General features: G+C 60.2%; 21 protein-coding genes and 2 pseudogenes. 11 read left to right on the forward strand and 12 right to left on the reverse strand.

Going from position 1 to position 25789, the window contains the following annotated elements; translation table 11 throughout:
* Positions 1–437, forward strand: a pseudogene (locus tag JYA52_RS03790) (UDP-N-acetylmuramate dehydrogenase); the annotation flags it as partial.
* Between the two features lie 63 nt (positions 438–500).
* On the opposite strand, the gene JYA52_RS22370 reads toward JYA52_RS03790, so the two are convergent.
* The gene (locus tag JYA52_RS22370; protein ID WP_205651864.1) at positions 501–674 is read right to left on the reverse strand and encodes an integrase core domain-containing protein; all 174 of its coding nucleotides are present in this window, start codon (positions 672–674) and stop codon (positions 501–503) included.
* A gap of 473 nt (positions 675–1147) precedes the next feature.
* On the opposite strand from JYA52_RS22370, the pseudogene istA reads away from it, so the two are divergent.
* Together istA and JYA52_RS22770 are read left to right on the forward strand one after the other, a co-directional pair.
* Positions 1148–2673, forward strand: a pseudogene (gene istA, locus JYA52_RS03800) (IS21 family transposase).
* 334 nt (positions 2674–3007) lie between these two features.
* The gene (locus JYA52_RS22770; protein WP_276208534.1) at positions 3008–3460 is read left to right on the forward strand and encodes an ATP-binding protein; all 453 of its coding nucleotides are present in this window, start codon (positions 3008–3010) and stop codon (positions 3458–3460) included.
* A 471-nt stretch (positions 3461–3931) separates the two neighbouring features.
* On the opposite strand, the gene JYA52_RS03810 is transcribed toward JYA52_RS22770, so the two are convergent.
* On the reverse strand, positions 3932–4735 hold the full coding sequence (locus JYA52_RS03810; RefSeq protein WP_205651865.1) for a WecB/TagA/CpsF family glycosyltransferase: 804 nt from the start codon (positions 4733–4735) through the stop codon (positions 3932–3934).
* A 39-nt stretch (positions 4736–4774) separates the two neighbouring features.
* Positions 4775–6334: a tyrosine-protein kinase domain-containing protein gene (locus tag JYA52_RS03815; RefSeq protein ID WP_205651867.1), complete on the reverse strand. Its 1560-nt coding sequence runs from the start codon at positions 6332–6334 to the stop codon at positions 4775–4777.
* A 210-nt stretch (positions 6335–6544) separates the two neighbouring features.
* Here JYA52_RS03815 and JYA52_RS03820 point away from each other — a divergent pair, with 210 nt between their 5' ends.
* The 7 genes from JYA52_RS03820 to JYA52_RS03850 all read left to right on the forward strand — a co-directional run bounded on the left by JYA52_RS03820 (position 6545) and on the right by JYA52_RS03850 (position 16404).
* On the forward strand, positions 6545–8077 hold the full coding sequence (locus tag JYA52_RS03820) for a UDP-N-acetylglucosamine 1-carboxyvinyltransferase (protein ID WP_205651869.1): 1533 nt from the start codon (positions 6545–6547) through the stop codon (positions 8075–8077).
* Positions 8078–8762: 685 nt separating this feature from the next.
* The gene (locus JYA52_RS23055) at positions 8763–9734 is read left to right on the forward strand and encodes an O-antigen ligase family protein (RefSeq protein WP_372433718.1); all 972 of its coding nucleotides are present in this window, start codon (positions 8763–8765) and stop codon (positions 9732–9734) included.
* 302 nt (positions 9735–10036) lie between these two features.
* A complete protein-coding gene (locus JYA52_RS03830) occupies positions 10037–10987 on the forward strand; it encodes a glycosyltransferase family 2 protein (RefSeq protein WP_205651872.1) in 951 nt (316 codons plus the stop codon).
* A gap of 68 nt (positions 10988–11055) precedes the next feature.
* Positions 11056–12078, forward strand: coding sequence for a glycosyltransferase family protein (locus tag JYA52_RS03835; protein WP_205651873.1), 1023 nt, complete (start codon positions 11056–11058; stop codon positions 12076–12078).
* A 189-nt stretch (positions 12079–12267) separates the two neighbouring features.
* Positions 12268–13692, forward strand: a complete 1425-nt coding sequence (locus JYA52_RS03840; protein WP_205651875.1) for a sugar transferase — start codon at positions 12268–12270, stop codon at positions 13690–13692.
* 328 nt (positions 13693–14020) lie between these two features.
* A complete protein-coding gene (locus JYA52_RS03845; RefSeq protein ID WP_307869303.1) occupies positions 14021–15610 on the forward strand; it encodes a DUF4012 domain-containing protein in 1590 nt (529 codons plus the stop codon).
* 170 nt (positions 15611–15780) lie between these two features.
* Positions 15781–16404: an LPXTG cell wall anchor domain-containing protein gene (locus JYA52_RS03850; protein ID WP_205651878.1), complete on the forward strand. Its 624-nt coding sequence runs from the start codon at positions 15781–15783 to the stop codon at positions 16402–16404.
* 156 nt (positions 16405–16560) lie between these two features.
* Here the strand turns inward: JYA52_RS03850 and galU are convergent, their stop codons facing one another.
* A complete protein-coding gene (galU, locus tag JYA52_RS03855) occupies positions 16561–17454 on the reverse strand; it encodes a UTP--glucose-1-phosphate uridylyltransferase GalU (RefSeq protein WP_205651879.1) in 894 nt (297 codons plus the stop codon).
* Between the two features lie 86 nt (positions 17455–17540).
* Between galU and JYA52_RS03860 the strand changes: the two genes are divergently transcribed.
* Entirely contained in the window at positions 17541–18065 is a 525-nt protein-coding gene (locus tag JYA52_RS03860) for a VanZ family protein (RefSeq protein WP_205651881.1), read from the forward strand.
* A 68-nt stretch (positions 18066–18133) separates the two neighbouring features.
* Here the strand turns inward: JYA52_RS03860 and JYA52_RS03865 are convergent, their stop codons facing one another.
* From JYA52_RS03865 to rfbB, 8 genes are all read right to left on the reverse strand, one after another.
* On the reverse strand, positions 18134–18916 hold the full coding sequence (locus JYA52_RS03865; RefSeq protein ID WP_205651883.1) for an enoyl-CoA hydratase/isomerase family protein: 783 nt from the start codon (positions 18914–18916) through the stop codon (positions 18134–18136).
* A gap of 90 nt (positions 18917–19006) precedes the next feature.
* A complete protein-coding gene (gene paaE, locus JYA52_RS03870) occupies positions 19007–20245 on the reverse strand; it encodes a 1,2-phenylacetyl-CoA epoxidase subunit PaaE (protein ID WP_205651885.1) in 1239 nt (412 codons plus the stop codon).
* 10 nt (positions 20246–20255) lie between these two features.
* On the reverse strand, positions 20256–20804 hold the full coding sequence (paaD, locus tag JYA52_RS03875) for a 1,2-phenylacetyl-CoA epoxidase subunit PaaD (RefSeq protein ID WP_205651887.1): 549 nt from the start codon (positions 20802–20804) through the stop codon (positions 20256–20258).
* Positions 20801–21694 carry a 1,2-phenylacetyl-CoA epoxidase subunit PaaC gene (gene paaC, locus JYA52_RS03880; RefSeq protein ID WP_205651923.1) on the reverse strand — a complete coding sequence of 298 codons (894 nt, stop codon included), beginning with the start codon at positions 21692–21694 and terminating at the stop codon, positions 20801–20803. The genes paaD and paaC overlap by 4 nt, the downstream gene beginning before the upstream one ends.
* A gap of 50 nt (positions 21695–21744) precedes the next feature.
* Entirely contained in the window at positions 21745–22137 is a 393-nt protein-coding gene (gene paaB / locus JYA52_RS03885; RefSeq protein WP_205651889.1) for a 1,2-phenylacetyl-CoA epoxidase subunit PaaB, read from the reverse strand.
* Positions 22134–23165 carry a 1,2-phenylacetyl-CoA epoxidase subunit PaaA gene (gene paaA, locus JYA52_RS03890; protein ID WP_205651891.1) on the reverse strand — a complete coding sequence of 344 codons (1032 nt, stop codon included), beginning with the start codon at positions 23163–23165 and terminating at the stop codon, positions 22134–22136. Before paaA ends, paaB begins: the two co-directional genes overlap by 4 nt.
* 173 nt (positions 23166–23338) lie before the next feature.
* Positions 23339–24745, reverse strand: coding sequence for a sugar nucleotide-binding protein (locus tag JYA52_RS03895; RefSeq protein WP_205651893.1), 1407 nt, complete (start codon positions 24743–24745; stop codon positions 23339–23341).
* A 3-nt stretch (positions 24746–24748) separates the two neighbouring features.
* On the reverse strand, positions 24749–25747 hold the full coding sequence (gene rfbB / locus JYA52_RS03900) for a dTDP-glucose 4,6-dehydratase (protein WP_205651894.1): 999 nt from the start codon (positions 25745–25747) through the stop codon (positions 24749–24751).
* Between the last annotated feature and the right edge of the window lie 42 nt (positions 25748–25789).

A 25789-nucleotide genomic window follows, 5' to 3' on the forward strand; every position in this document is an offset into this window, starting at 1 on the left:
AGCGGGCCTACTCCAACGACGTCCGCCGGGAGGTGCTCCGGCTGCGCGCGTCCAAGGGCATGGTCCTGGACCCCGCAGACCGCGACACGTACTCCACCGGGTCCTTCTTCACCAATCCGATGGTCCCCGAAGAAGTGGCGGGCGGCCTGCCGGAGAATGCGCCCCGGTACCCGGGTGGTTCGGACGGCCTCGTCAAGCTGTCCGCGGCGTGGCTGATCGACCAGTCCGGGTTCGGAAAAGGCTTCGGGCTGGACGCCGGCAGCGTGTCCGGCGGCCGGGCTTCACTGTCCACCAAGCACACTCTGGCCATCACGAACCGCGGCTCCGCCAGCGCCGCCGACATGATGGCAATCGCGCGCGAGGTGCGAGACGGCGTCGTCGGGCATTTCGGCATTGAACTCCACCCGGAGCCCCTGCTGATCGGCGTCGAACTCTAGATGTACTGACCCAATAGGTTTGTGGCCCGGCTAATTGATGCGGCCACCTACCTGCACCAGGCCTCAGGTTGGTGACAGTCGCGTGGTCGGAGTGGCCCTGATGGCGGCGTGGATGCGTTGAGTGTTGTCGTAGTTCAGCCAAGGGTCGAGTACCGCGGCTAGTTCGCTGTTGCCGGCAAATGGCTTGGCGTAGCCCCATTCTGCGGCAAGGGTCCGGTTGAAACGCTCGATCTTCACCGTTGACCCAAGGCAGTGGGGTTAAGTGAACCGCTATTGCGCGCCGAAGTGTGTGGCAGCGGCCTTGAAAGCCGGGGACTTCCGGTAGGCGAAATGCGTTGTCGGTGATGACGCGTTGGATTTCCCGATACCCTGCGCATGGAAGAAACACAGCGGCTCTGAGGAGGAAGCGGCCGCGGTCGGCCTTTTCGTCCGTCGGGATCTCGGTGTAGGCCAGCCGGGTGCGGTCATCGATGGCTGGATGGATGTAGTCGATTCCGATGCCGCGTCCGCGGACTGTTAGCGGCCATGAAAAACTGCCCATAGGGGCCACGAAAATGCCCACTGACGGCCAGTAAAACTGCCCACCGGTGGCCATGAGATCTGCCCACTTCCTTACTGAACCTGCCGCGTCTTAAGCGGCGGGGGCCTCTCCCCGGGATTTGATGACGGTGTCTAGTCGCACCAAATGTCGCCCCAGGAAGAGGCCCTGTATGAAGCATGACGGAGAAATCATGGAAATTCTTGCTGCCTACGATCTGACCGGATCGTTGCGCGCCACGGCGGAGCTCACGGGATGCTCGCACCACACTGTTGCCAGGCATGTCGCGGCGCGGGACGCCGGCCGGCCTATCGCCGGACCGGCACCCCGACCCCGGGTCACGGACGCCTACCTGCCCAAGATCGAGGAATGGGTCGAGGCTTCCAAGGGACGGATCCGCGCTGACAAGGCCCACGAAAAGCTCCAGGGCCTGGGCTATGCGGGTTCGGAACGCTCGACCCGCCGGGCGATCGCGCAAGTCAAGGCCGCGTGGCGGCTGGGCCATATCCGTGTCCATCGGCCGTGGATCACCGAGCCAGGGATGTGGCTCCAGTACGACTTCGGCGACGGGCCCCGCGTCGGCGGGGTGAAGACCATCCTCTTCGTGGCCTGGCTGGCGTTCTCGAGGTTCCGGATCGTTATCCCGTTGCGGGACCGGACCGCACCGAGCGTGTTCGCCGCCCTGGACCGCTGCTTCCGGGTCCTGGGCGGGGCACCGACCTATGTCCTGACGGATAACGAGAAAACTGTCACCAGCGTCCACGTCGCCGGGGTGCCGGTGCGGAACCAGCAGACCCTGGACTTCGCCCGGCACTACGGGATCACCGTGCTGACTTGCCAGCCCGCGGACCCTGCCACGAAGGGCGGAATCGAAGCGTCCGTGAAACTGGCCAAGGCCGACCTCGTGCCCACGGACACCAACCTCCGCCCGGATTACGGTTCTTTCGCCGAGCTCGAGGTCGCCTGCCAGGCGTTCATGGACGAGGTCAACAACCGGGAACACCGGGTGACCCGGCGCAAACCGGCGGCCCTGCTGGCCGAAGAATCACCCCGGCTGCACCGCATCCCTGAGACCGCGCACACGGTCGCGTTCGGACTGGCCCGCATCGTTCCGGAGAACACGCCGATGGTCACCTTCGAGAACGCCCAGTACTCCGTGCCCGCGCAGCTGCTCGGGGCCCGGGTGTTCGTCCGCGCCCATGGCACCGGACCCGACGAGCAGGTCATCATCGTTCACCACGGCGCGTCCGGACCGGTGGAAGTCGCCCGGCCTGACCGTGCCAGGCCGGGCAGCCCAGCGATCATCGATGAACACTTCCCCGGGCCAGGACCCGAATCCCGGGTGACTACACGCCCCGGGCCCGCAGCGCTGACGAGGCCGCGTTCCTGGCCATCGGTGAAGGTGCCAGGACTTGGCTGTTGGAAGCCGCTGCGGCGGGCACGGCCCGGATGAACGTGAAAATGGCAGAGGCCGTGACTTTGGCCAAGATCGCCGGCGCCGAGGCGGTGGACCGCGCCCTGGGCGACGCCGCGCTCCACGGCCGCTTCGCCCACCAGGACCTGGCCTCGATCCTGAACGCCAACAGCCGACGCACCACCACCCATGCCGCGGACGAAACCCGGTCACTGACCCAAGGCACCGGCGCCTGGGCGGGCCTGGGCACCGGAACTTCCGGCACCGTGAAGGAGCAGAGCTGATGAGCCCGGTCAGCACCACGAACACCACAGCACCGGCCCTGCCCGTGGACTTGGAAGCCCTGATGCGCCAGCTGAAGATGCCCCACGCCCGTGCACTGGCCCCGGAACTTATCGCGACCGCACGCGCCCAGCGCTGGGAACCGGCCGAAATCATCAAGGCCCTGTTCACCGAGGAAGCCGCCGGCCGGGCCAGGTCCATGCTCGCCACCCGGCGCAAAGCAGCAGGATTCCCAACCGGGAAAACCTTCGATGCCTGGGACCCCGCAGCCTCCTCGATCCCGGCACCGACCCAGCAGCCCTGCGCACCCTGGAATGGATCACCCGGCGGGAAAACCTGGTCGTCTGCGGACCCTCCGGCACCGGGAAAACCTTCTTCCTCGAAGCCCTCGGCCAGCAAGCCGTCGAAGCCGGCATGCGCGTGGCCTGGTTCCGGCTCGAGGACCTCGGCGCCCTGATCCGCGCCCACCGCACCGACGACAGCGTCACCCGGGCCGTCGCCAGGATCCTGCGCGCCGAACTCGTCGTGATCGATGACATCGGCCTGTTGCCTGTGGCCACCGACGCCGCCGAAGGCCTCTACCGGGTAGTCGACGCAGCCTACGAAAAACGCTCCGTAGCGATCTCCTCGAACCTGCACCCGGCCGGCTTCGATGAGCTCATGCCCAAAACCCTCGCCACAGCCACCGTTGACCGGCTCCTGCACCACGCCCACGTCTGCCAAACCAGCGGCGACTCCATCCGCCTCACCCAGGCCCTCGCCGGAAAAGGAGTCACCCAACTGAACTAACAAGACCCAAACGATGGCCAATCCCGCCGAAGCACCTGGTGGGCAGATCTATTGGCCATCACCGGGCAGTTTTACTGGCCACCAGCGGGCACATTAACTGGCCGCCCGTGGGCAGAAGCTAATGGCCATTGACAGCGGACCTCCTCCGATCGGAGGAGGACATCCGAATCTGCGTCCGGCGCTCCGCTCACCGAACTTCAGCTCCAGAAAGGAACCCTGGACGAGGGCTGCCCTACGGACCGGCCAGATCAGTGGCTAATCCTTCAAAACGCCTCACCCGTAGCCGTGTCACCAGCTATCCGACCGAGTTGAACATCTAGACCTACCAGAGCCGTCCTGACGTCCCACGCGCATTCCGACGTCCCGCATGTTTATCTGTTCGTGCGTCCCAGGTCTCGCGCCAGGGGGTTCTCAGCCCACCAGACCGACCGTTGTCATTGCGTGGATAGCAGGTGTGCTCACGCTGGCACCTCAGGATGTCCGCTTTACCAGTTCATGACCGAGCACTAACAGGCCTTTGAAGTATCGACCAAACAAACGCGAGGGGCTTTGCGCCAAACGCCAAACCCACTCCCCCCCCGCCCTTTGCACCCACCGCGGGGCGCGTCGTTCCTTGCCCGTTAAGAATCCGAACCATCCACCACAGGTAATGACAACGCAATCCGGAAGTTGTAGATAATGATTCTCGCACCATTCCATTTCTCTGGGTGCACCCATACCGACGAATAGAACGTCAGGCGTCGCAGTCTTGATACTTGCCAAGGCAACATCGTAATTAGCCTGAAATCCGCTCTCGGCATAGACCGTTTTGCCGAGACCCTTATCACTCAAAGCGTGGCCGGCTGCAGACGCCAATCCTGGCGGCCCGCCGAGAAGCGCAATTCGCGGTGGTTCACCCTCCCGAGCCCACCGCCTCAAGAGCTCAGGGGCGATGTCGGTCGTTGCAGAGCGACCGAGACGACCACCCCGCGACCTACCGAGCAATACAGGCCCAATTCCGTCGGCATAGATAACCGAGGCTTTATCCATAGTCTTGCGATATTTGTCGTTCTCTCGAAGGGCAACAAGCCCGCCGACATGTAGGGCATATGCCAGTAGTGGTTTAGCCGGATTTCTCTGGCTAGAAAGCCAATCCACGAGCTCTTGCTGAGTTGCGTCCGCAACAGACAGCCCGGAAATGAGCACCGTTTCGCCCTGCCAGCCTGGGGCATCATCCTTCGTTGGTTCCGTCATTGAGTCTCCTGAATCTTCGTCGTAGCGACTTTTTTCTGCCACGGCGTGGCATTAAAAGGGGTGAATCGGCTTGTTCTCTGCTCAGGATTGGTCGGGGCTACCCGGGAATTTTGCAGCCGACCGGGTTCTGTTCTCCACCACGTCATCGAAAAACACTGGGTCGGTGACTTCCGACGCGACTCCAACATCAGGCCCCGCAATTGGACGGCGTTCCGCTGTGGCCGCTCGGCGACCCCCTGCCCACCGTGACTTCGTTGCAAAAGAACTTTCAAGCATGACTTCGTCCGATCTTGCAGCATAGGCAGGGTAGGCGTAGCTGTAGGCGTCAGGACCCTTTATTGGAAGTCGATTCAAGACGATGCCAAGTACGTGAGCGTCAACCATCGTCAGCGACTGCAACGACTTTAAGACGTTCATCCTGGTCGTACTCTTGCTGTCAACGACCAGGATCACACCTCCTACGTTTTGAGACAGGACGCTGGCGTCGGTCACGGGGAGGATAGGAGGAGAATCAATAATCACCACATCGAATGTGTTCTCGAGTCGCTTGATAATTTCCACCATGGCTTCCGATCCGAGGAGTTCGCTAGGGTTCGGTGGAATACGGCCAGAAGAAACGACATAGAGGTTTTCCTCACCCCAGGGCTGCAATACGTCACTCAATTCAGCTGAACCGACAAGAACGGTCGTGAGTCCGACGTTTCGCTCCAGTCCCAAATATTCGGATACCATCGGCCTGCGCAGATCTGCGTCCACCAGCACTACAGACTGACCTGCCTGGGCAAGCGCGATGGCCATATTGGTTGCTGTAGTGGTCTTGCCTTCTCCTGGCAGAGACGACGTGATGAGTACCGCAGTGGATTTCTGTCCGACTGTCGCAAATTGCAGATTTGTACGTAATTGACGGAACGACTCAGCACGCGGGCTCTGGCCAGGTATCTGTGTAATCAGAGGCTTGTTCTTGGCATCCTGCTCGAAGGAAATTCTTCCCAGAACTGGCGACTCGGTGATATTCCGAAGATCTGACTCCCCACCTATCCGGCTGTCCATCCTCTGTCGGAGTACCGCTGCGCCAAGGCCAACGATTAGGCCACCTAAGAGACCCACACCCAAACTCAGCTTGGTGTTGGGACTTGATGCCAGAGTCGGGGCTACTGCAGGCGTGACAACCGACAACTTCACAGGCGACTCAGATGTCTTGCCGGAACGTTCTAGGGAGTCCACCACATTATTCAAACTTGTTCCCGTGGCTTGCGCAATCGCAGCAGCCTGCACAGGCGAGGGATCCTCGACTGTGACACTGATTAAGACGGTATTGAGATCAGAAGTGGCTTTGATCCGTTGCGCTAGTTGCAAGGGAGTCTCGGACAATCCAAGGCTGTCAATCACTGGCTGCAGGACGGCCGGCGTAGCGACAGTCTTGACGTAAGACTGAACTCTAGCCTGGCTAAAAGTATTGCCCTGCTGCAGCTCTTGGACTGTTCCTGAGTTTTGTATTGCTACAAAAAGCTGTACCTCAGATTCATATGTTGGTTTCACAACCAGCGCCGCTGCTCCACCCCCGAGGAGCCCCAGCAGGGAAAGGCAGGTAATCAGCAGCCAGCTCCGGCGCACGAGCACAACGTAGTCTTTGGGTTCCAACAGCAGAGCCTCTCCATAGTCTCGACGGCGGCTGCGCGAGCCAGCCCCGTCCAAGTTTACGCGTTGCTAGGCTAGCCGGATTCCAAGGCGGCATCATGCACATTCCGCTACCATTGCGGCCACATTTTATTATGGGAGGCCAACCCGGTTCAGCTTATGCCACTGCAGAACATGGTCGGCGCCGAATCTATTCATGGTATTAGTGGATGCATGAACAAGCAGACAACCGCAGACGCTGGGGTGATCGTGCGCCGCGCACGCTTTGAAAAGGGATGGACTCAGGACCAGCTTGCGGCTGAATTAGGCACGACGAGTGTCACAATTCAAAATATTGAAGAAAACCTTCAAGACCCTGACACAAAAATGCTCCAGGGCCTGGAGGCAATCTTCGGTCGAAGCTTCGCATCGCTCGAAGTTGGTGCCAAGCCGCAGATCACGCACCTGCGCGTTCATGGCGGCCGACAGTTGTCGGGGGCCGTCGACGTCAACTCCAGCAAGAACGCCGGTGTAGCCCTACTATGCGCAAGCCTACTAAACAGGGGAACGACTACGCTCCGTCGGCTTGCTCGCATCGAGGAGGTCAACAGGATTGTTGAGCTTCTAATTAGCATCGGTGTGGAGTGCAAATGGCTTAATGCTAACGATCTTCAAATCCGCAGGCCTGCAATGTTGGATCTGGAGTCCATGGATGTAGAAGCAGCCAGGCGGACTCGTAGTGTGATCATGTTGCTTGGACCACTTCTAGATGAAAGCAAATCTTACAGTCTGCCTTATGCCGGCGGTTGCGACCTGGGCACTCGCACCGTGCAACCGCACATGCACGCGCTACGCGAATTCGGGCTCAGGGTCGACGCCCATGCCGGCTCATATGAAGTCCATGCTCCGGATCCCGACGCCCGCGACAGGACATTCGTGCTTACGGAACGGGGCGATACTGTCACTGAGAATGCCATCATGGCAGCCGCGCACCGTGAAGGCACGACAACTATAAGAAACGCTAGCTCAAACTACATGGTCCAGGACCTTTGCTTCTACCTGCAAGAGCTTGGCGTCGATGTGACGGGCATCGGAAGCACGACGCTGATAATCCGAGGCCGATCACGCATCGACGTCGACATAGAATACTCACCGTCTGAAGACCCAATCGAGGCGATGAGTCTCATCACCGCGGGAATCGTGACAAATTCCGAGGTGACAATCCGCCGAGTTCCTATCGAATTCATGGAGATAGAACTGAGCGTTCTAGAACTTATGGGTTTGAAATACAGGAAATCCGATGAATATGCGGCACGCAACGGCCGAACGCGTCTAGTCGACATAACGACGTTACCATCGATTTTACGGGCTTCGACGGATAAGATTCATCCCATGCCTTTTCCTGGCCTCAATATCGATAACCTTCCATTCTTTGCCGTTGTTGCGGCGTGTGCTGAGGGCTCGACTCTAATTCACGATTGGGTCTATGAGAATAGGGCGATATACCTTACCGAGCTGAACCGGTTGGGGGCTGGAATAAGACTTCTAGACCCACATCGGATTGACGTTTCCGGACCGACGCGGTGGCGTGCTGCAGAAATCGGATGCCCGCCGGCTTTGCGGCCAGCCGCCTGCCTCCTGATTGCTATGCTAGCTGCAAAGGGGACATCTGAACTGCGGAACATCTACGTCATTGAACGAGGGTATGAAGACCTTGCCGAGCGGCTAAATGCAATTGGCGCCGCCATCGAGTACTTCCAAGATTAGGGCTTCGGGTAGGTCTTTGAGCTGAGTCAAAGGCCTACTCCGACCAACATGACTTTAGTTCGGATGGGCGGGCAATGGGAAGCAGCGCTTCGTAGTAGACTGCTTTTGCTCCTGCCCCGGCGAGCTTGACAGGGTACCCGCATGCCCGTCCGCAGCGCCAGTTGCTTGTAACCCTTGAAAAGAGCTGAACTTGCTGCAACATCGAACGCCCAGAGATAGTCGCTCTGGGCGTAATTTCGTGTCCGGAAGAAGGCTGGCACTAGATCGAGTATCGCCGATTTACTTGGCCTTCGGAGTACTGGCCTTCGGTGCGGGCACTGTAGCAGGCCACGGGTTGCCGACTGCCGTGGCAGTCTGCGGAGGCCTGGTTCTGCTTACCCTGCTACTAAAAAACGCAGTGGTCGGCTCGGCGGTGGTCGTTTTGGCCACACTGTGCATTGGCGCCGTTGAACCCCCTCGTGTTGGCGGCATCACTCTCATTAACGTTTGCCTGGTTGTTTGTCTTTCAGTTCTCGTTCTTCACGATGCTGTTGGAAGCTCACGAAGCACAGTGGTGAGGTGGCCTATTTGGTCACTACTGTTTGGAATCGTCATATTGATAAGCCCGACTAACCCGTCATCCCTTTCGGGTTTATCGACGCCTCTACTCACAGCAACTGTGGTTTACTTTATGGTCAAAAAGAACATGGTATCTATTTTATGGATACTGGGCATAGCTGGTATTTTTCACGCCGCGATCGGATTCTACGAAAGCATCTCCCACACATCCCTTATCTACACTGCATGGAAGGACCAAACCGCGGCTGATGTCGGGGGGATACGTCGAGCCGCTTCAACGATCGGGGACCCAAACTACCTTGCTGTTACCCTACTTTGTGCAGCCCCTGGTGTAGCCGCTATCGCTCGAAAATGGGAACTCATTCCACGGCTTGCAGTCTGGACCCTTTATTCATCCGCTTTCATTCTTACATTTTCTCGCGGCGCATTCCTCGGAGCACTGATAGCGGCGTCTTTGTATATGTGCCGAAAGTATTCAAAGATCATGCGGCCATCCCGACTCGTAGGAATTGTCTTAGGTTTCAGCGCCCTAGCTTTGGTCCTCGCCTTTTCGCCTGTAGGTCAGCCTCTAATCGACCGATTCTCAGGGGTCGACGCCAGTACACGCTCGCGGTCTGTCCTTCAGGCTGCTGCCTTGGAACTCTTTCAAGATAACTGGCTCACAGGTTTGGGCTTCGGCAACCTACAGTCGTACCTTGCGCCGTTAGCTCACGCACTTGTGCCGCTGAATGCGTCCGGTGTCAGCGCCTTCCTACCCCAGACAGACCCGTTGAACACATACTTGCTCGTCGGCGCCGAAGGTGGAGCTGTAGCACTACTGCTAGTTCTTACAGCAGTTTTTGTTGCCGTCGCCCGAACCATCCGTGTGGCGCCAGGTTTGGCTTCAACCGTCGTTGGGCTATCCGCGTCTGCGGCCACACTCGATCTGCTTCAGTCGCCGGTGGTTTGGTGCTTAATGGTCCTTACGGTTCACTTCTGGAAGGGCAGACAGAACTCACCAACAGTGGGTGCCAGTGAGTCCCTCGACGATTCTCTGGTAGTCCGCGGTCCGAAGGTCAGGCAAGGCAGCCGCCACCGTATCTCCGAAGGGCGCGAGTGACTAAACCGAGCACACTCAGAGCAAGTGGCTGACTCTGGGGAGAACGAACAAGAGGGACTCCGCGGGCCAATCCGCGATACGCGCAGAATAAGAATTTTGCGAACCCGCGATGGTTCCGTCTTGCACTTTTAGACCTCCATGCCGCCGTGTTTTCCAACTGCAAGCGCACAGGTTACGGCGACGCGGCTTGACTTGGCCTCCGCGTCATTTCTTCGGATATCATTCACGGGTGCGAACGCTGCGCGGCGACCAACACGTCGTCGCCTAAGTACGTGCGGCACATAGAACTTGAGGAAGTAACAATGTTGCAGAGCGGGATTTCGGTTAGCATCGTCACCTATAACACGTGGGAGCGGACGACGACTTGCATCGCATCAATCATTGATTCGCACAGCGACCTCCAAATTGAGGTATTAGTTCACGATAACGGATCCGAACCCGCGCCAGGAGCCGACTGGCCTGACTATGTGCGCATCTTCAAGAGCCCCAACAACCTCGGATTCGGCGCAGGACATAACGCAAACTTGAACCTTGCGAGCTATGACACGTTCCTGATCCTGAACCCAGACGTTTCCATCGACGGCGCAGCCCTCATCTCGCTTTCATCCGCCTTACGTGAGGACCAAACGGTCGGCGCGGCCCCACTCCTAATCTACCCCGATGGCACAGAGCAGCTATCTGTCCGACGCCTCCCCTCGGCCCGTACTGAATTGGCTCGCATGATAGGAGCTGACCGAAGGCCGAATTCGCGGTGGTCAACCCTAGTTCGCGTCACTCCCGGCATTGGTCCTCTTGAGGTCGAGCAACCTGCCGCAGCTGTCCTAGCAGTGCGAACAGAAACGCTGCGCGCAATTGGAGGCTTCGATGTCGCGTTTCCGATGTACTTCGAAGACGTTGATTTGTGCGCACGTCTGAGAACTAAGGGGCGAATCGTGTTGCTAACAGACAGTCAAGCCATACACGATGGCGAGGGCACCGCGAAACATTATCGAACCGCGACCACATTCTGGATTGAGAACAGTCGCCGGCGTTATCACCGAAAGTTTGCCTCTGGCCCGATCCGTCCCGTAATTCTTACGGCGGCCTGGATAAGTGTACTGACCCACTTCACTGCACTCACTGCCAAGGCTTGGCTTCGCTCTGGCGATGAGCGCAGTATGCTCTTCGCAAAGGCCAGGGGATACGGACTTGCCCTTGTGGCCACATTTGCTGGTTCTGACGATTATTGGAGAAGAAGATTTCTAAAGAGCTGAGACGCGCCCACGTCCTTACAACTTACCCGAAAAGCGATGCTAGCCGTCGGCTGCGGATTGAGCCCCTCGTGGCCGAGCTGACGCGGCAGGGCGTCAATGTTACCATCCATGAACTGTTTTCAGACATAGCCTTTTCTCGGAAAAATGAACGCGGGATTGCGCGAGTTTATGCGGCAACCGCGTTAATGACCAAGATCGTGTCCCGCGTTTTCTTCATACTCAAGCGTTGCGATATTCTTATTGTCCACAGGGAGGCATTCCCTTTTTTCACGCCACTTCTAGAACGTCTTGCCGTACGACGCTCAACCTTGGCAGTTCTGGACATCGACGACGCGATCCATGCTCATCCTACTCACATAAAGGATTGGCGAAGCCTGCTGCGCGATCCAAGTAAGGCTCTCAAATTTCCCGATATTTTTGACCTTATCCTTTGCGGGAATGAGGCCTTGGTCGAAACATATGGGACTTCAACGGCTCTGTCCGAGTATCAGCCGACTTGTCCGCCCGTGAGTACCTTTGATGTATCCCGAGATGAGCCTGCAACGATTTCATTGCTTTGGACAGGAAGTCAGAGCACTCTCGGGAGCCTCAAATCTGTGCTCCCGGAAGTTCTTGAGGCTTGCGATCAAGAGGACATCTATCTGGATGTCCTGGGTGGTGCCAACGTCAATGATCTGCAGGCCCATCCTCGCCTCCGCGTGCATAGATGGTCAAAGGACCGAGAGGCCAAGTTGCTCGGCGAGGCCAGCATTGGGCTCATGCCACTCCCTGATACGGAATGGGAACGTGGGAAATCTGGGTACAAGGCTATTCTGTATTTGTGCGCAGGAATGCGCGCGATCGTGTCACCTGTTGGAATGAATGCACGCCTTTGCACTGAGTACGATGCTATCTCTCCTTGTGATAGCGGAAAATGGGGCTCAGAGATTCGACGTGTCGTTCAAGACATAAAGGGAAACCGAATAGATTTATCGTCCCGGGACAAAGCAAGGCTCCATTTTGACGCTGATCAAAACGCAAGACATGCTGCTGCAATCATTCTGCGGATGCTACAGGAGCGCGCTCCAATGTTAAGCAACGCACTCAAGTGATTCTTACTGTCACGAGCGGCGGCAAGTTGAGATGCGAGAGCATGACTTCTGGGGCAAAGGGCAGCCTTCCATGAGGTTTTAAGGACATCGACTATCGATGGGCCCTTATCTACTCGGCTGGGGCGTCGATATAGCCGTTCCTCCAAACTTTGCAAATATTACATACGGGGAAAACTTTTGGGGAATGGCATGGATTGGCGCACAAGAGCGTCGCGCACACTTCGAATTGTGGACGGCTTCGTCATAATCTGGGCGGTTTACGGGGCATACGTAATTCGATTCGGCATTGAACCAGGATTTGTTGTCTCCGGACAAGAAGTGAACTACGCATGGCTGTCTGCGGCTCTCTCGATCGTCTGGTGGGCCATGCTGGGTGCTTGGCATAGTCGGCAGAGCCATGTTCTGGGCGCTGGCCCGGAAGAGTACAAGAGAGTCGCTGCTGCGTCGCTTTGGTTGTTTGGGTTGCTGGCCATCGTTTCTTATGTGCTACGAATCGACACTGCGAGGGGATACGTCGGCGTTGCTCTACCGTGTGGACTCGCTGGTCTTCTAGCTGCACGGTGGCTAGTGCGACAGCATCTAAGCGTTGACAGACAACGGGGATCCAGTATGTCGAGACTCCTGTTGATCGGTGGTCGAAGCGCGGTAGCGCATTTGGCCTCAACGCTTGCCACTGCCAAGCATGCAGGATACCTTCCAGTTGCTGCATATGTGCCCGGGAACCAGGACCCCGGTCTTCCCAACGTCGAGGCAGGGCTGCCCATCCTCGGATCCGACTCCACGACGCGGTCAATATTGCGGGCAATCGAAGATTGTGGCGCGGATGCTGTTGCTGTCTCCGCCGGTGTCCAACTGCATCCGCAGACCCTCCGGCATTTGGGCTGGGAACTTGCATCGCGAAATGTCGGTCTCATCATGGCCCCTGCGCTCACGGATATCGCTGGTCCGCGAATCCACACTCAACAAGTAGCGGGGCTTCCCCTCATTCACGTTACAACTCCATCGCTTGAGGGAGGGCAGCGTGTAGCCAAGAGGCTGTTCGACCTTCTGATTGCGGGTCTTCTTCTTATGTTGCTACTGCCTGCCATGGCTTCTATCGCCATTTTGGTGAAGCTAAGCGGGCCCGGCCCCGTACTATTCAGGCAGGAACGCGTGGGAATTGAGGGAAATCATTTCTACATGCTCAAATTTAGATCCATGGTTGCCGACGCGGAGACCAGGCTTGCTGACCTTGCCAGTCAGAATGAGGGCAATGGTCTCCTTTTCAAGATTAAGGACGATCCGCGCGTGACTCCGATCGGACGTCTCCTTCGGAAATTTAGCTTGGACGAACTTCCTCAACTGTTGAACGTCCTGGCTGGATCGATGAGCCTTGTTGGACCCCGTCCGCCTCTCCCTCGAGAAGTGGAGGCATATGAGAACGACGTCCGGCGCCGCCTGCTAGTGAAGCCAGGTCTCACTGGTCTGTGGCAAGTGAGCGGGCGATCGAACTTATCGTGGCAGGACTCCGTTCGGCTTGATCTCTATTACGTTGAGAACTGGTCCTTGGCTGGCGACGTAATCATCATGTTCAAGACCTTCCGCGCCGTGTTTCATGGCACGGGCGCCTACTGATTTTCGCCACTCTACGCATTGCACACAGGAAGGCCGCCGCGCTATGACGGAACCCAATAATGTGAGACACAACAGTCGCGGAGGTGTCTCACTGTGGCCTACGCCCGTCTCCGCGCGTTCTCGGAGACGGCTGAGCATAGTATCCTTCTCAGTCTTCGCATTTTTATCGCTCACGGCGGCCGGCACTTGGCTTGGCATTACGGCCACAACCATAAGCAACCATCTCGCAGCAGCTGAGAACCTCGTTCCCAGGCTGAAGGGGGATATTATCCGGGACGACTCCGCTGCGGCCACTCTCGCACTCGACGAATTGAGGAGCCACACCGGAGTGGCGCGGCAGGCAGCTTCCGACCCACTGTGGACAATTGCCGGGACGCTCCCATGGATTGGTCCTAATATCCAAGCCATTACCACGGTTGCGACGTCAGCCGACGATGTTGCCACTTTAGGCGCCGGCCCGCTGGTTAATGCCTTTCAATCGCTCGACTGGGAGTCCCTTGCGCCGAGTGGAAAAGGCGTGGACCTAGCCCCATTGGTGGCAGCACAGCCCAGGCTGATGTCCTCCGCTCATGCTGTCAACCAGTCTGCCGAGAGGCTGAATAGTTTGGACGCAGACTCCTTGCTGCCGCAAGTTTCCGCGCCGCTGATTAAGGCCCGCGATCAGCTCAACTCTTTGCGCGGAGACCTCGACGCGGCAGCGGACGCCGCCACCATTGCGCCCAACATGATGGGAGCAACAACGCCCCGCCGATACCTGCTGCTTATCCAGAACAACGCCGAATCTCGCGCCACGGGAGGGATTCCTGGAGCACTCGCGGTACTGGAGGTCGACAAGGGGAAACTAACTTTGACTGCTCAAACCAGTGCCACTGAATTGGGGGTGATGTCACCCGCAATCGAGGTCGAGCCAGAGCAGCAGCAAATATACTCCGGACGCATGGGTAAATTCATGCAAGACGTAAACCTCTCGCCCGATTTTCCGTCCTCAGCAAGTACCGCAGTGGCTATGTGGAAGCAAAAAACCGGAACTGCCCTCGATGGAGTGATTTCAATTGATCCGGTTGCACTTAGCTATCTACTCGACGGGACCGGACCAGTCCGTCTGGAGGGTACTGAGCTTGAGCAGCTGATTCGTAATGGATTACCTAGTGAGCTCACGACCAAGAACGTGGTCAAAACCCTACTTTCGGACGTATACGCTGACGTCCCAGAGCCGGCGATGCAAGACTTGTACTTCGCTGGAGTCGCAAAGGAAATTTTCGAAGCGCTGTCAGCAGGAAAGAATGACAATCGGAAGTTGATTGCAGGCGCCACCAAAGGCGTCGACGAGGGCAGAATCTTGCTCTGGTCGGCCGTTCCTAGAGAGCAGTCGGTGATATCCGACTACGCTATTGGCGGTTCCATCGCTGGAAAAAATATATCGCCGGCACAGTTTGGGGTCTACTTCAACGATGGCACTGGCGCCAAGATGGACTACTACGTGAAGCGGACCGCTCAGTTGATCCAAGAATGCACCACCGACGGTTATGTCAAACTTAAGGTCAGGGTGACTAGCACCAACCTTGCCCCTGCGGATGCCGCAACCTCGTTGCCCACATACGTGACGGGCGGAGCTGCCTTCGGGATACCCGAAGGCACTGTACAGACGAACATCGTGGCCTACGGTCCAGTCCAATCCAATATCGAAGAGACGTTCTTGGCAGGGAAAAAGACTGCATTTGCCTCGCAGCGGCACCAAGGTAGGCCCGTAGGCGCCCTGACCGTGCGGTTAGCGCCGGGCGAAACCTCCGTTGTCGAATTTTCGTTTGGCAAGATAGTGCAACATTCCGAGCCACGACTCGCCGTGACCCCCACTATTCAGACCCGCGAGGAAGTAGTTTTGGACACAGTTCAGGGGAACTGCGTCCCCGCCTCATAGCCAGCTGATTAACAGTATGTAAAGTGTCTGGATTCACTTTGGAGGCGCCGCCTTCGGGGTGATAACCTCTCATTGGGCAAGACAACGAGATTCACCCCACGGTCACATGGGGATGGGGAATCTCCACAAATAATGTGACAACCAGGTAATAAGGTCTCAGGGGGACATAAATGAAGAAGTCTATTGCTGCGCTCGCGCTCGCAGGTACCATCGCACTCACGGGAGCGGTACCGGCCATGGCCGCACGCTACCCAGCACCGCCTGCCAACGCCGCCGTTTCTGACGGCGTTGTTGGACCCGGTGAAGCCTTTACTTTCTCGGCACGTAACTTCCGCGCTGGCGAGCCCCTTATTATCCGCGTTACGCCGGGTGTCCCGCCGGCATCCAACGGCGCAAGCATCGCTAATGGCAGCCGCTCGGTTCCCGGAAAGATTCAGGTTGTCCTCGCAGCACAGGAACTGCGTGCCACCGCAGATGCCTCCGGCGCAGTCGCACTGCCGCTGACAATCAACGAGCCCGGCGTATACACGATCACGGCAACCGGCCTGGAATCGGGCGTCACCAGCGATCCGGTTACAGTAACGGTTGCAGGGGCGGCCACCGACCTGTCCAACACGGGCGGCAACTCCGGTGCCGGTCTGGCCAACACCGGTGGCAACGGGGCGGCCCTTGCTAACACTGGTGCTGACTCGAGCCTGGTCCTGTGGTCGCTCGTTGGTGGCGGCGCACTGGTTGCCGGTGCTGCTTCGGTGGTAGTAGTTCGCCGCCGTGCCAACGCCGAAGCTTCGGCCTAAGCGCTAAGTTACACACGCTCTAAAGAAGCGGGTGGCTCTCTGGGAAACCGGAGAGCCACCCGCTTTTCTGTGTGCCGTGCAGCCTGCAGACAAAAAGAGGCAGGCCATCCGCGGTTCTCCGCGTAGAGCCTGCCTCAATTCATAAGTCGTTGAATGCTAGCCGCTGAACGTCTTCATCCAGGTCTTCAGGTCCTCACCAAACTCGGCACGTTCTGAAGCCAGGGTAATCACGGCTTTGAGGTAGCTCAGCTTGTCGCCAGTGTCGTAGCGGCGGCCGCGGAAGACAACGCCATAGACGCCAGAGCCCTCCCCCTCCCCTGCGGCGAGCGTCTGCAGGGCGTCGGTCAGCTGAATTTCGCCGCCCCGTCCAGGTTCCGTCTCTTCCAGAACGTCGAACACCGCCGGGTGCAGCACGTAGCGCCCGATGACGGCCAGGTTGGACGGCGCCTCGTCAACGGACGGCTTCTCCACCAAGCTGTTAACCCGTACGTAGTCCTCACCCTCAATCGCCGAGATATCAGCGCAGCCGTAGGCACTGATCTGGGACGGCTCCACCTCGATCAGGGCAATCACCGAACCGCCGGTTTTCGCCTGGACGTCCATCATGGTCGTCAGAAGCTCGTCCCGCTCGTCGATGAGGTCGTCACCCAGCAGGACAGCGAAGGGCTCATCACCCACGTGCTGACGGCCGCACAGGACAGCATGCCCCAGGCCCTTGGGCTCGCCCTGACGAACGTAGTGGATGGGCCCGAGGCCCGACGCATGCTGAACGGCGTCCAACCGTACCTGGTCGCCCTTAAGTTCCAGCGTGCGCTCCAGAGCGGGCGCGCGGTCAAAGTGATCCTCCAGGGCCCGCTTGTTGCGGCCCGTGATCATCAGGACGTCAGTGAGGCCAGCCGAGACGGCTTCCTCCACGACGTACTGGATGGCCGGCGCATCCACCACCGGCAGCATCTCCTTCGGCATCGCCTTGGTGGCTGGCAGGAAGCGAGTGCCCAAGCCAGCCGCAGGAATGACGGCCTTACGAACTGATTTCCCCAATGTTTTCATGAACGAACCCTATAAATTGACTTGCCGAATACAAAATTCGAGTCCACGGATTTCGACGCGGACAAAGAGTCCCGTAGCTTTTCCTTATGGGTAAATGGGAGGACTTCGACGCCGTGAGCGTGGCGCGAAGCCTCTTGGCCATCTACCTCACCGGCCTGGCCCTAGTGGCGTATTGGCCCTCCCCCGTTGACCGGCCGGTCGCTGGCAAGCTGCAGGCAGCGCTCTTCGCCCTCCACGCGGCCGGTCTCCCGCAGCTGATCAACTACAACTTCATTGAGTTCGCGTCTAATATCCTCATGTTCGCGCCGATCGGGGCGATGGCGGCGTTGGCTTTTCCGGCATTCCATCGCGGACGGATCATCATGGCTGCTTTCCTGGCGTCCTGCTGCATGGAGGCTGGCCAGCTGCTGTTCTTGCACGACCGATTCCCGAGCGCCATGGATCTCGTGGCCAATACCAGCGGCGCGATGCTGGGGCTTTGGATCTTAGGCGAGGTGGAGGAACGGTTTCGACAGGCTGGTTTCGACAAGCTCAACCACCGGTGGATTCGACAGGCTCAACCAGCACTGCCGCCTAAACCCGACCGGCCTCCGAAGATTGGTTTCGACTAGCTGGTTTCGACAGGCTCAACCACCGGTGATTTCGACAGGCTGGTTTCGACCAGCTCAACCGCCAGGGCTCAATCACCAGCAAATCTGGGTTCGCGCTTTTCCTGGAACGCGCGGAAGCCTTCGGCGTAGTCCTCGCTCTTGCAGAGCCTTGCCTGCTCAGCATTTTCCTCTTGCATCGAGGTCCACAGGCCCAGGCGCTGGTCGCGGATGTGCGCCACCAGCTCCTTGCTCGCCTTGAAGGCGCCCGTCGCGCCGGTGGCAACCTTAGCGACTATGGCTCGCGTCGACTCCAGCAGCTCGCCGGCTGGCATCGCCCGGCTGAACATTCCTTGGGCCACTGCCTCTGCCCCAGAAATCAGCTCGGCTGTGTAGATCAGGTCCAGCGTGCGGTGCATGCCCAGCCGCTCCGTGTAGTACCAGTGCCCGCCGGAGTCGAGCGTGGCGCCCAGCTTGGCGAACGGCGAGCCGAACTTCGCGTTCTCCGCCACGTACACCACGTCCGTGGCCAGCAGCAGCCCGAGCCCCACGCCCAAACAGGCTCCCTGGGCGGCGGCGAACGTGGGCGCCGGGAAGGAAGCCATCTTCTGCAACAGCGGCTGCACTAGCCCGCCCAGGTACGCCTCGGCATCGTCGCTCTCCGGCGTCACACCCGCAATGTCCCGGCCCGCACAGAAGGCGCGTCCCTCTCCCCTGAGCAGCAGCGCCCGCACCTCACCGCGTGACGCGGCGGCAGCGGCGTCGTCGTACGCCTGTGTTAAATCCGCCAGCGCGTGCTCGTCGAGGGAGTTCAGCTTGTACGGGGCGTTCAGGACGACTTCGGCGACGCCGTTGTCGATGGAGAGGGAGATCATTGTTTCCTTCTTTCGGGTTTCGGCGGGCTCGACCGGCGGTATTCGATTTCTTGATTTCGACAAGCTCAATCAGCGAAACCACCGGTGTAGTTACACGTCGAAGTCGACTGTGACTTCCTTGCTGGTGGGGTGCGACTGGCAGGTCAGGACGTAGCCCTTGTCCAGCTCATCCTGCTCCAGCGCGTAGTTTTCGTCCATGGTGACGCTGCCGGTGACCACCTTGGCGCGGCACGTGCCGCACACTCCGCCGGCGCACGCGAACGGCACGTCCGGGCGGACGCGCAGCGCCGCGTTGAGGATGGACTCGCGGGCGTGCGTGGGGCTGGCCACCTCGCCCTGCAGGCCGTCCAGCTTGAACGTGATCTTGTACGTCTCCTTGGACTCGTCCTCGACGACGGGACGGCCGGCGTTGCCCTCGGGCCGGTCCGGCTTACCGGAGGTGAACAGCTCGAAGCGGATGTGCTCGGGCTTCACGCCGCGCTCGGCCAAGGTGTCCCGGCACAGCTGCACCAGCTCGAACGGCCCGCACAGGAACCACTCGTCCACGTCGTCCGCGTGGAGGGCGGTGCCCAGCAGCGCCCGGAGCTTCTCGGCGTCGATCCGGCCGCTCAGCAGCGGCGCGATCCGCTGCTCGCGGGACAGCACGTGGTGCAGCGCCAGGCGCGACGGATACTTGTCCTTCAGGTCCGCGAGCTCCTCCAGGAACATCACGTCCATGGCGGCCTTGTTGGCGTAGATCAGGTCGAAGCGGGTGTCCGGGTTCGCGGCCAGCAGCGTGCGGGCGATCGCGATCACCGGGGTGATGCCCGAGCCCGCGGCAATCGCGACGAACGTCCCCGGCTCCCCCGCCAGCTCACTTGCCATCTCCTGCGGGCGGTTCATGGAGCTCATCACATTTTGCTCCACGGCCTGGCCGTCGCGGCCGTGCTTGGAGACGAACGCACCCATCGGGCTCATCACGTCCAGCGTGTCCCCGGCCTTCAGCTCGGCGTTCGCCCACGTGGAGAACAGCCCGCCCAGGTCCTTCTTGATGGCCACGCGGATCTCGCTGCTGCCGTCCTCGAAGCTGCGCGGCTCGGCGCAGATGGAGTAGCTGCGGCGGATCTCCTTCGGCTCGCCGGTCTCGTCCGGCAGCGTGGTGCGCAGGGCCACGTACTGGCCCGGCAGGTAGTCGAAGTGGCCGGCCAGCCCGGCCGGCACCGCGAAGGTCACCTCAATGGCGTCCTCGGTGAGCCGGCGCACCTCCGCGACGGTGAGGGTGTGGAAGGACGGACGACGGCGGCCGGTGGCCTGCGCCGTTTCGGCGGCAGTCTGGCGGACAACAGGCATGGGAGTTTCCTTACAGGACTTTGAAGTAGTCGAACGGTTCCCTGCAGTCCTGGCACACGTACAGCGCCTTGCAGGAGGTGGAACCGAAGCGGGTGAGTTCCTTGGTGTTCAGCGACGAGCACTGCGGGCATTTCACGGCGATGCTCAGGCGCACCGGGCCGTTGTGGCCCAGCGCAGCGCGGCCGCTGGGAGGGGCGATGCCGTACTCCTGCAGCTTGGCCTTGCCGGCCTCCGTCATCCAGTCCGTGGTCCAGGCCGGGGCGAGCACCAGCTCAACGTGGACGCTGGGGTAGCCCTCCTTGTGGAAGGCCGCCTTGAGGTCGTCCCGGATGGCGTCCATTGCCGGGCAGCCCGAGTAGGTGGGCGTGATGGTGACCTGCACAGCGGGCACCAGCCCGCCGTCGTCGAACAGCCGCACCGCGCGCAGGATGCCCAGGTCCTCAATGGTGAGCACCGGGATCTCGGGATCGCAGACGGTGGCCGCGATGGCCCACGCCTTCTGCTCGGCGGTGACCCCCGCGTGACGGGTGCCCGGCTCCTGAACGTACACGACAGTCACCAGCTTGCTCCGGGATGCTCGCGGGCCAGCACCTGCATCTCGGCGAGGATGTAGCCCAGGTGTTCGGAGTGCTTGCCGCGGCGGCCGCCGCCCGGCGCTGCCGGAACGTTGGGAACCTCCAGCTCCGCTTCGGCGAAGACCGCTCCGGTGAGGCGGTCAAAGTCAGCCCTCAGGCTGGAAGGCTCGACGGCGGTGCCGGCCTCAGCCAGGCGGGAGGTCAGCTCGTCGTCCACGAAGAGCTCCTCGACGTACGGCCAGATGAGCCGCAGGCCGTGGGTGATGCGGCGCCGGGATTCCTCGGTGCCCTGGGCCAGCCGGAGGATCCACTGCGCGCTGTGGTCGCGGTGGTAGTCCACCTCCTTGACGGCCTTGGCGGAGATCGCGGCGAGCGTGGCATCCGTGGACTCGGTCAGCCGGCGGTAAAGCTCGAACTGGTAGTAGCTCACCACGAACTGGCGCGCGATGGTGACGGCGAAGTCCCCGTTGGGCTGCTCGAACAGGTGGGCGGAGCGGAACTCATGCTCGCGGCGGAAGTACGCGAGCTCGTCCTCGCTCTTCTCCCACGCTCCCCCGGCGTAGCTGAGGAAGGACCGGGCGTGGCCCAGCTGGTCGAGCGCAATGTTGCCCAGGGCCACGTCCTCCTCCAGCTCCGGTGCGCGGGAGATCCAGTGGCCCAGGCGCTGGGCCAGGATGAGGGCGTCGTCGCCCAGGCGCAGGGCGTACTCGGCCGCGTCCTCGGACGGCTTCACCAGGCCGGTGCGGACCTCGAGCGCGATGTCCTCCGGCCGGAGCGCGTTGCCCGGCGTGATGCGGGTGGCGCTGGCGGAGGAGTCGCCACTGCCGGCGACGCCGACGGAGATGTCGCCGTGGCCTTCGGTATCAGGGGCCACGCCGGCGAGGGACCCGGTGCGAGCTTGCGAGCTGTGGGAGCCGGTGGGGATCACAGGTGCTTCACTCCTTCGCTCTTGGTGTAGTACGTGGCGTGGCGGTAGTCCTTGCCCTGCGGGGATTCGAAGAAGGAACCCTTGGCATCGGGATCGCTGGCGGCGATGGCGTCCGCCGGGACCACCCAGATGGACACGCCCTCGTTGCGGCGCGTGTAGAGGTCGCGGGCATTGCGGAGGGCCATGGCGGCATCCGGCGCGTGCAGGCTTCCCGCATGAACGTGGCTGAGCCCGCGGCTGGACCGCACGAAAACCTCCCACAGCGGCCAAACGCTGCGGGGGGCACTGCTCTCGCTGCTAGTTTCCGGGCCTGCCGGGACCTTGGCCGCTGTGCTTTCTACTGCTCCGGCGGAGCTGGCCGGTACTTCCGGGTTGCCGTGGGGGCTCATGCTGCGAATTCCTTTTCTGCGTGCTTGCGTGCCTGTTTTGCCGCATAGGCGGCCGCTGCCTCGCGGACCCAGGCGCCGTCGTCGTGCGCTTCCCTGCGGCGTTCCAGCCGCTGGGCGTTGCAGGGGCCGCGGCCGGCGAGGACTTCCTTGAACTCCTCCCAGTCCAGCGGGCCGTGCTCCCACTTCTTCGTCTCTTCGTTGAAGCGGACTTCGCTGTCCGGGAGGGTGAGGCCGAGGACCCTGACCTGCTCCACCATCATGCCGACGAAGCGGCTGCGCAGTTCGTCGTTGCTGAAGCGCTTGATGTTCCAGGCCATTGACTGCTTGGAGTTGGGCGAATCGTCGTCCGGCGGGCCGAACATCATCAGGGCCGGGGCGTACCAGCGGTTCACGGCATCCTGGGCCATCTGCTTCTGCGCGGGCGTGCCGTTGGAGAGTTCCAGCAGGATCTCGAATCCCTGGCGCTGGTGGAAGGACTCTTCCTTGCAGATTCGGACCATGGCGCGGCCGTACGGTCCGTAAGACGCGCGGCACAGCGGCACCTGGTTGCAGATCGCGGCACCGTCAACCAGCCAGCCGATGGCACCCATGTCGGCCCAGGTCAGAGCGGGGTAGTTGAAGATCGAAGAGTAGCGGGCCTTGCCGGCGATGAGGTCGTCCATCATCTTGTCGCGGCTCTGGCCCAGCGTCTCGGCGGCGGAGTAGAGGTAGAGCCCGTGGCCGGCCTCGTCCTGGACCTTGGCCATGAGGATGGCCTTGCGCTTCAGGCTCGGCGCGCGGGAGATCCAGTTGGCCTCCGGCTGCATCCCGATGATCTCAGAGTGCGCGTGCTGCGAGATCTGGCGCAGCAGCGTCTTGCGGTACGCCGCGGGCATCCAGTCCTTCGGCTCGATCCGGGAGTCCTCGGCCATGACACGGTCAAAGTACGCCTGCCCCTCCGCCTCGAGCTGTGCCGTCTGGTCCTGAGCGTCGCCGGCCCCGGGGCCCGCCGGCTGGTCAGGCACTGACTGCAGATTCTGCGATGCCATGGTTGCTCCTATGCATTCACGTCCGTACTCGGAAATTATTTACCGACCGTTCGTTCAGGATATGCGGAAGCCGAGGAGGGCGTCAAGCACAGAGCTGAGACAAAAAAGCGCCGCTGTCTTCCCTTGAAGACAGCGGCGCTACACGGCAACGAACCGGTTTGAGTTGTGTGGGCCTACTTGAGATATGCGGTTAGAGCCTCGCCGGATTGCCGGGGAGAGAAGCCTGCAGCCCTGATCTTGCTGAGTTCCAGTGCACTGTTCAGCGGCCGGGGCGCGGCTGCCTTGCCCTTAAAGTACTCGGCGGTGCTGACACCCGTTACATCGTCCCTGGAAGCACCGGTCAGTTCGTATACGTCGGCAGCAATTTCTGCCCAGGACTGCGGCTCGCCGTCATTACTGAGGTTGTACGTCCCGTATGCCGCATCACTGTCGAGCAGGTGCCGTATGCCGGCCGCAATGTCTTGAGCGAAGGATAGGCGTCCCACCTGGTCATTCACCACGGAGGGACGGATACCCTTTTGCGCCAGAGTGGCCATGGTGCGGACGAAGTTGTTCCCTTCTCCGATGACCCAACTGGTGCGCAAGATGTAATGGTGCGGCACCACGCTGACCACTGCGTCCCCTGCCGCCTTGGTCTGTCCATAGACGCCCAACGGAGTGAACGGCTCGCTTTCGCTGTGCGCCTGAAGAGTGCCATCGAAAACGTAGTCCGACGAAACATGCACAAGGGTCAAGTCATGCTCCACAGCGACGCGGGCCAGCCGGGCTACTGCATTGACGTTGACCGCCCACGCCGCGGCGCGGCCTTCCGGAGTCTCCGCCGTGTCGACTGCCGTGTATGCAGCCGCATTGATAATGGTGCTGTAGTTCTTCCAATTCATGTTGCGGAATGACTCTTCGCAGGCTAGATCAAACTGAGACCGCCCCACGAACTCAACCGACGTGTCGCCGTCGTAGACCTGCCGAAGCGCCTTGCCTAGTTGGCCGCCTGCTCCGAGCACCAAAATCTTCTTGGGCGCCATCGGTCGAACTTGGGCCAACCGTGGGTGGGCCTTGTCCTTGTCCGACAGTTCCGCCTGGCTCAGTGGAATCGGCCATTGAACGGCGGCTGTTTCATCGGCCAGGTTGAGGAATGTGTATTGACCCTGCGCATCAGCGGACCAGTGGTCGTTGACGAGGTAGGTGTACGCCGTATTGTCTTCGAGTGTCTGGAATGCGTTGCCCACGCCGCGCGGGATGAAGATTGCCTGGCTGGCATCCAGTTCAGCTGTAAATACCGCACCGAAGGACGGACCTTCCCGCAGATCAACCCACGCCCCGAAAATTCTGCCGGTGGCGACGGAGATGAACTTGTCCCACGGTTCGGCGTGAATGCCGCGCGTGGTTCCTGCCTTCTCGTTGAAGGAGATGTTGTTCTGGACAGGTCGGAAATCGGGCAGGCCAAGGTCGATCATCTTCTCGCGCTGCCAGTTTTCCTTGAACCATCCCCTGTTGTCCCCATGCACAGGGAGGTCATACAGGACGACGCCGGGAATAGGCGTTGTATGCGAACTGAGGGGCTTCGAAAATTCGAGTGCCATGCCCTATTGGCCCTGTTCCTTGTACTTGGCTTCGGTAGTAGCCTTCTGGGGTCGCCACCAGTCCTCGTTGTCTCGGTACCAGGCGATGGTGTCTTCGATGCCAGCCTCGAAATCTGAAAATTGCGGCTTCCAGCCCAACTCGTCACGGAGCTTCGACGAGTCAATGGCGTACCGCAAATCATGGCCTGCGCGGTCCACCACGTGCTCGTAGGCCTCGGGCGACTCTCCCATGTGCTTAAGGATCAGCTCCACAACGTCCTTGTTGTTCTTCTCACCGTCGGCACCGATCAGATATGTTTCGCCGATCCGGCCCTTCGCGATGATGGCTAGAACCGCAGACGAGTGGTCGTTGGCGTGGATCCAGTCCCGGACGTTTTCACCCTTGCCGTACAGCTTGGGGCGGATTCCGTCGATCACGTTGGTGATCTGGCGCGGGATGAACTTTTCCACGTGCTGGTAGGGACCATAGTTGTTCGAGCAGTTGCTGATCGTTGCCTGAAGGCCAAAGGACCGAACCCACGCCCGGACCAGCAGGTCCGAGCCGGCTTTAGTTGAGGAATATGGGCTGGATGGGTTGTAGGGCGTGTCCTCGGTAAACCGCTCCGGATCGTCCAGCTCCAGGTCCCCGTAGACCTCGTCGGTGGAGATGTGATGGAAGCGCTTGTTGTGCTTCCGTGCCGCCTCAATCAGCGTGTATGTGCCGATGATGTTCGTGTCCAAAAAGGGGCGCGGATCATGCAGGGAGTTGTCGTTATGTGACTCTGCCGCGTAATGAATTACCACATCGCAGTCAGCTACCAAGGGGTCAACGACGGATGCATCTGCAATGTCCCCTTCGATGAGGTGGAATCGATCGGCCGGCAGGCCAGCGAGGGAGGCCCGATTTCCCGCGTAAGTGAGCTTGTCGAGGACCGTGACATGGTTGTCCGTGTGCCCCAGAACATAGTGGACGAAGTTGGAACCAATGAAGCCTGCGCCACCGGTCACGAGGAATTTCTGCATGATTTCCATAGTTCCATAACGCCGCTGATTTGGTTGAACTTG

Origin of the sequence: Arthrobacter pascens, from assembly GCF_017052465.1 — a bacterium.
Taxonomy (GTDB): Bacteria; Actinomycetota; Actinomycetes; order Actinomycetales; family Micrococcaceae; genus Arthrobacter; species Arthrobacter pascens.

Excerpts from the sequence above, each read along its gene's own strand:
- JYA52_RS03830 (WP_205651872.1), top strand. The coding sequence starts at position 10,037 with ATGTTGCAGAGCGGGATTTCGGTTAGCATCGTCACCTATAACACGTGG.
- galU (WP_205651879.1), bottom strand. The coding sequence starts at position 17,454 with ATGAAAACATTGGGGAAATCAGTTCGTAAGGCCGTCATTCCTGCGGCT.
- JYA52_RS23055 (WP_372433718.1), top strand. The coding sequence starts at position 8,763 with ATGGTATCTATTTTATGGATACTGGGCATAGCTGGTATTTTTCACGCC.
- JYA52_RS03865 (WP_205651883.1), bottom strand. The coding sequence starts at position 18,916 with ATGATCTCCCTCTCCATCGACAACGGCGTCGCCGAAGTCGTCCTGAAC.
- paaB (WP_205651889.1), bottom strand. The coding sequence starts at position 22,137 with ATGAGCCCCCACGGCAACCCGGAAGTACCGGCCAGCTCCGCCGGAGCA.
- JYA52_RS03860 (WP_205651881.1), top strand. The coding sequence starts at position 17,541 with ATGGGTAAATGGGAGGACTTCGACGCCGTGAGCGTGGCGCGAAGCCTC.
- JYA52_RS03895 (WP_205651893.1), bottom strand. The coding sequence starts at position 24,745 with ATGGCACTCGAATTTTCGAAGCCCCTCAGTTCGCATACAACGCCTATT.
- rfbB (WP_205651894.1), bottom strand. The coding sequence starts at position 25,747 with ATGCAGAAATTCCTCGTGACCGGTGGCGCAGGCTTCATTGGTTCCAAC.
- paaE (WP_205651885.1), bottom strand. The coding sequence starts at position 20,245 with ATGCCTGTTGTCCGCCAGACTGCCGCCGAAACGGCGCAGGCCACCGGC.
- JYA52_RS03850 (WP_205651878.1), top strand. The coding sequence starts at position 15,781 with ATGAAGAAGTCTATTGCTGCGCTCGCGCTCGCAGGTACCATCGCACTC.
- paaA (WP_205651891.1), bottom strand. The coding sequence starts at position 23,165 with ATGGCATCGCAGAATCTGCAGTCAGTGCCTGACCAGCCGGCGGGCCCC.
- JYA52_RS03820 (WP_205651869.1), top strand. The coding sequence starts at position 6,545 with ATGAACAAGCAGACAACCGCAGACGCTGGGGTGATCGTGCGCCGCGCA.
- JYA52_RS03840 (WP_205651875.1), top strand. The coding sequence starts at position 12,268 with ATGGATTGGCGCACAAGAGCGTCGCGCACACTTCGAATTGTGGACGGC.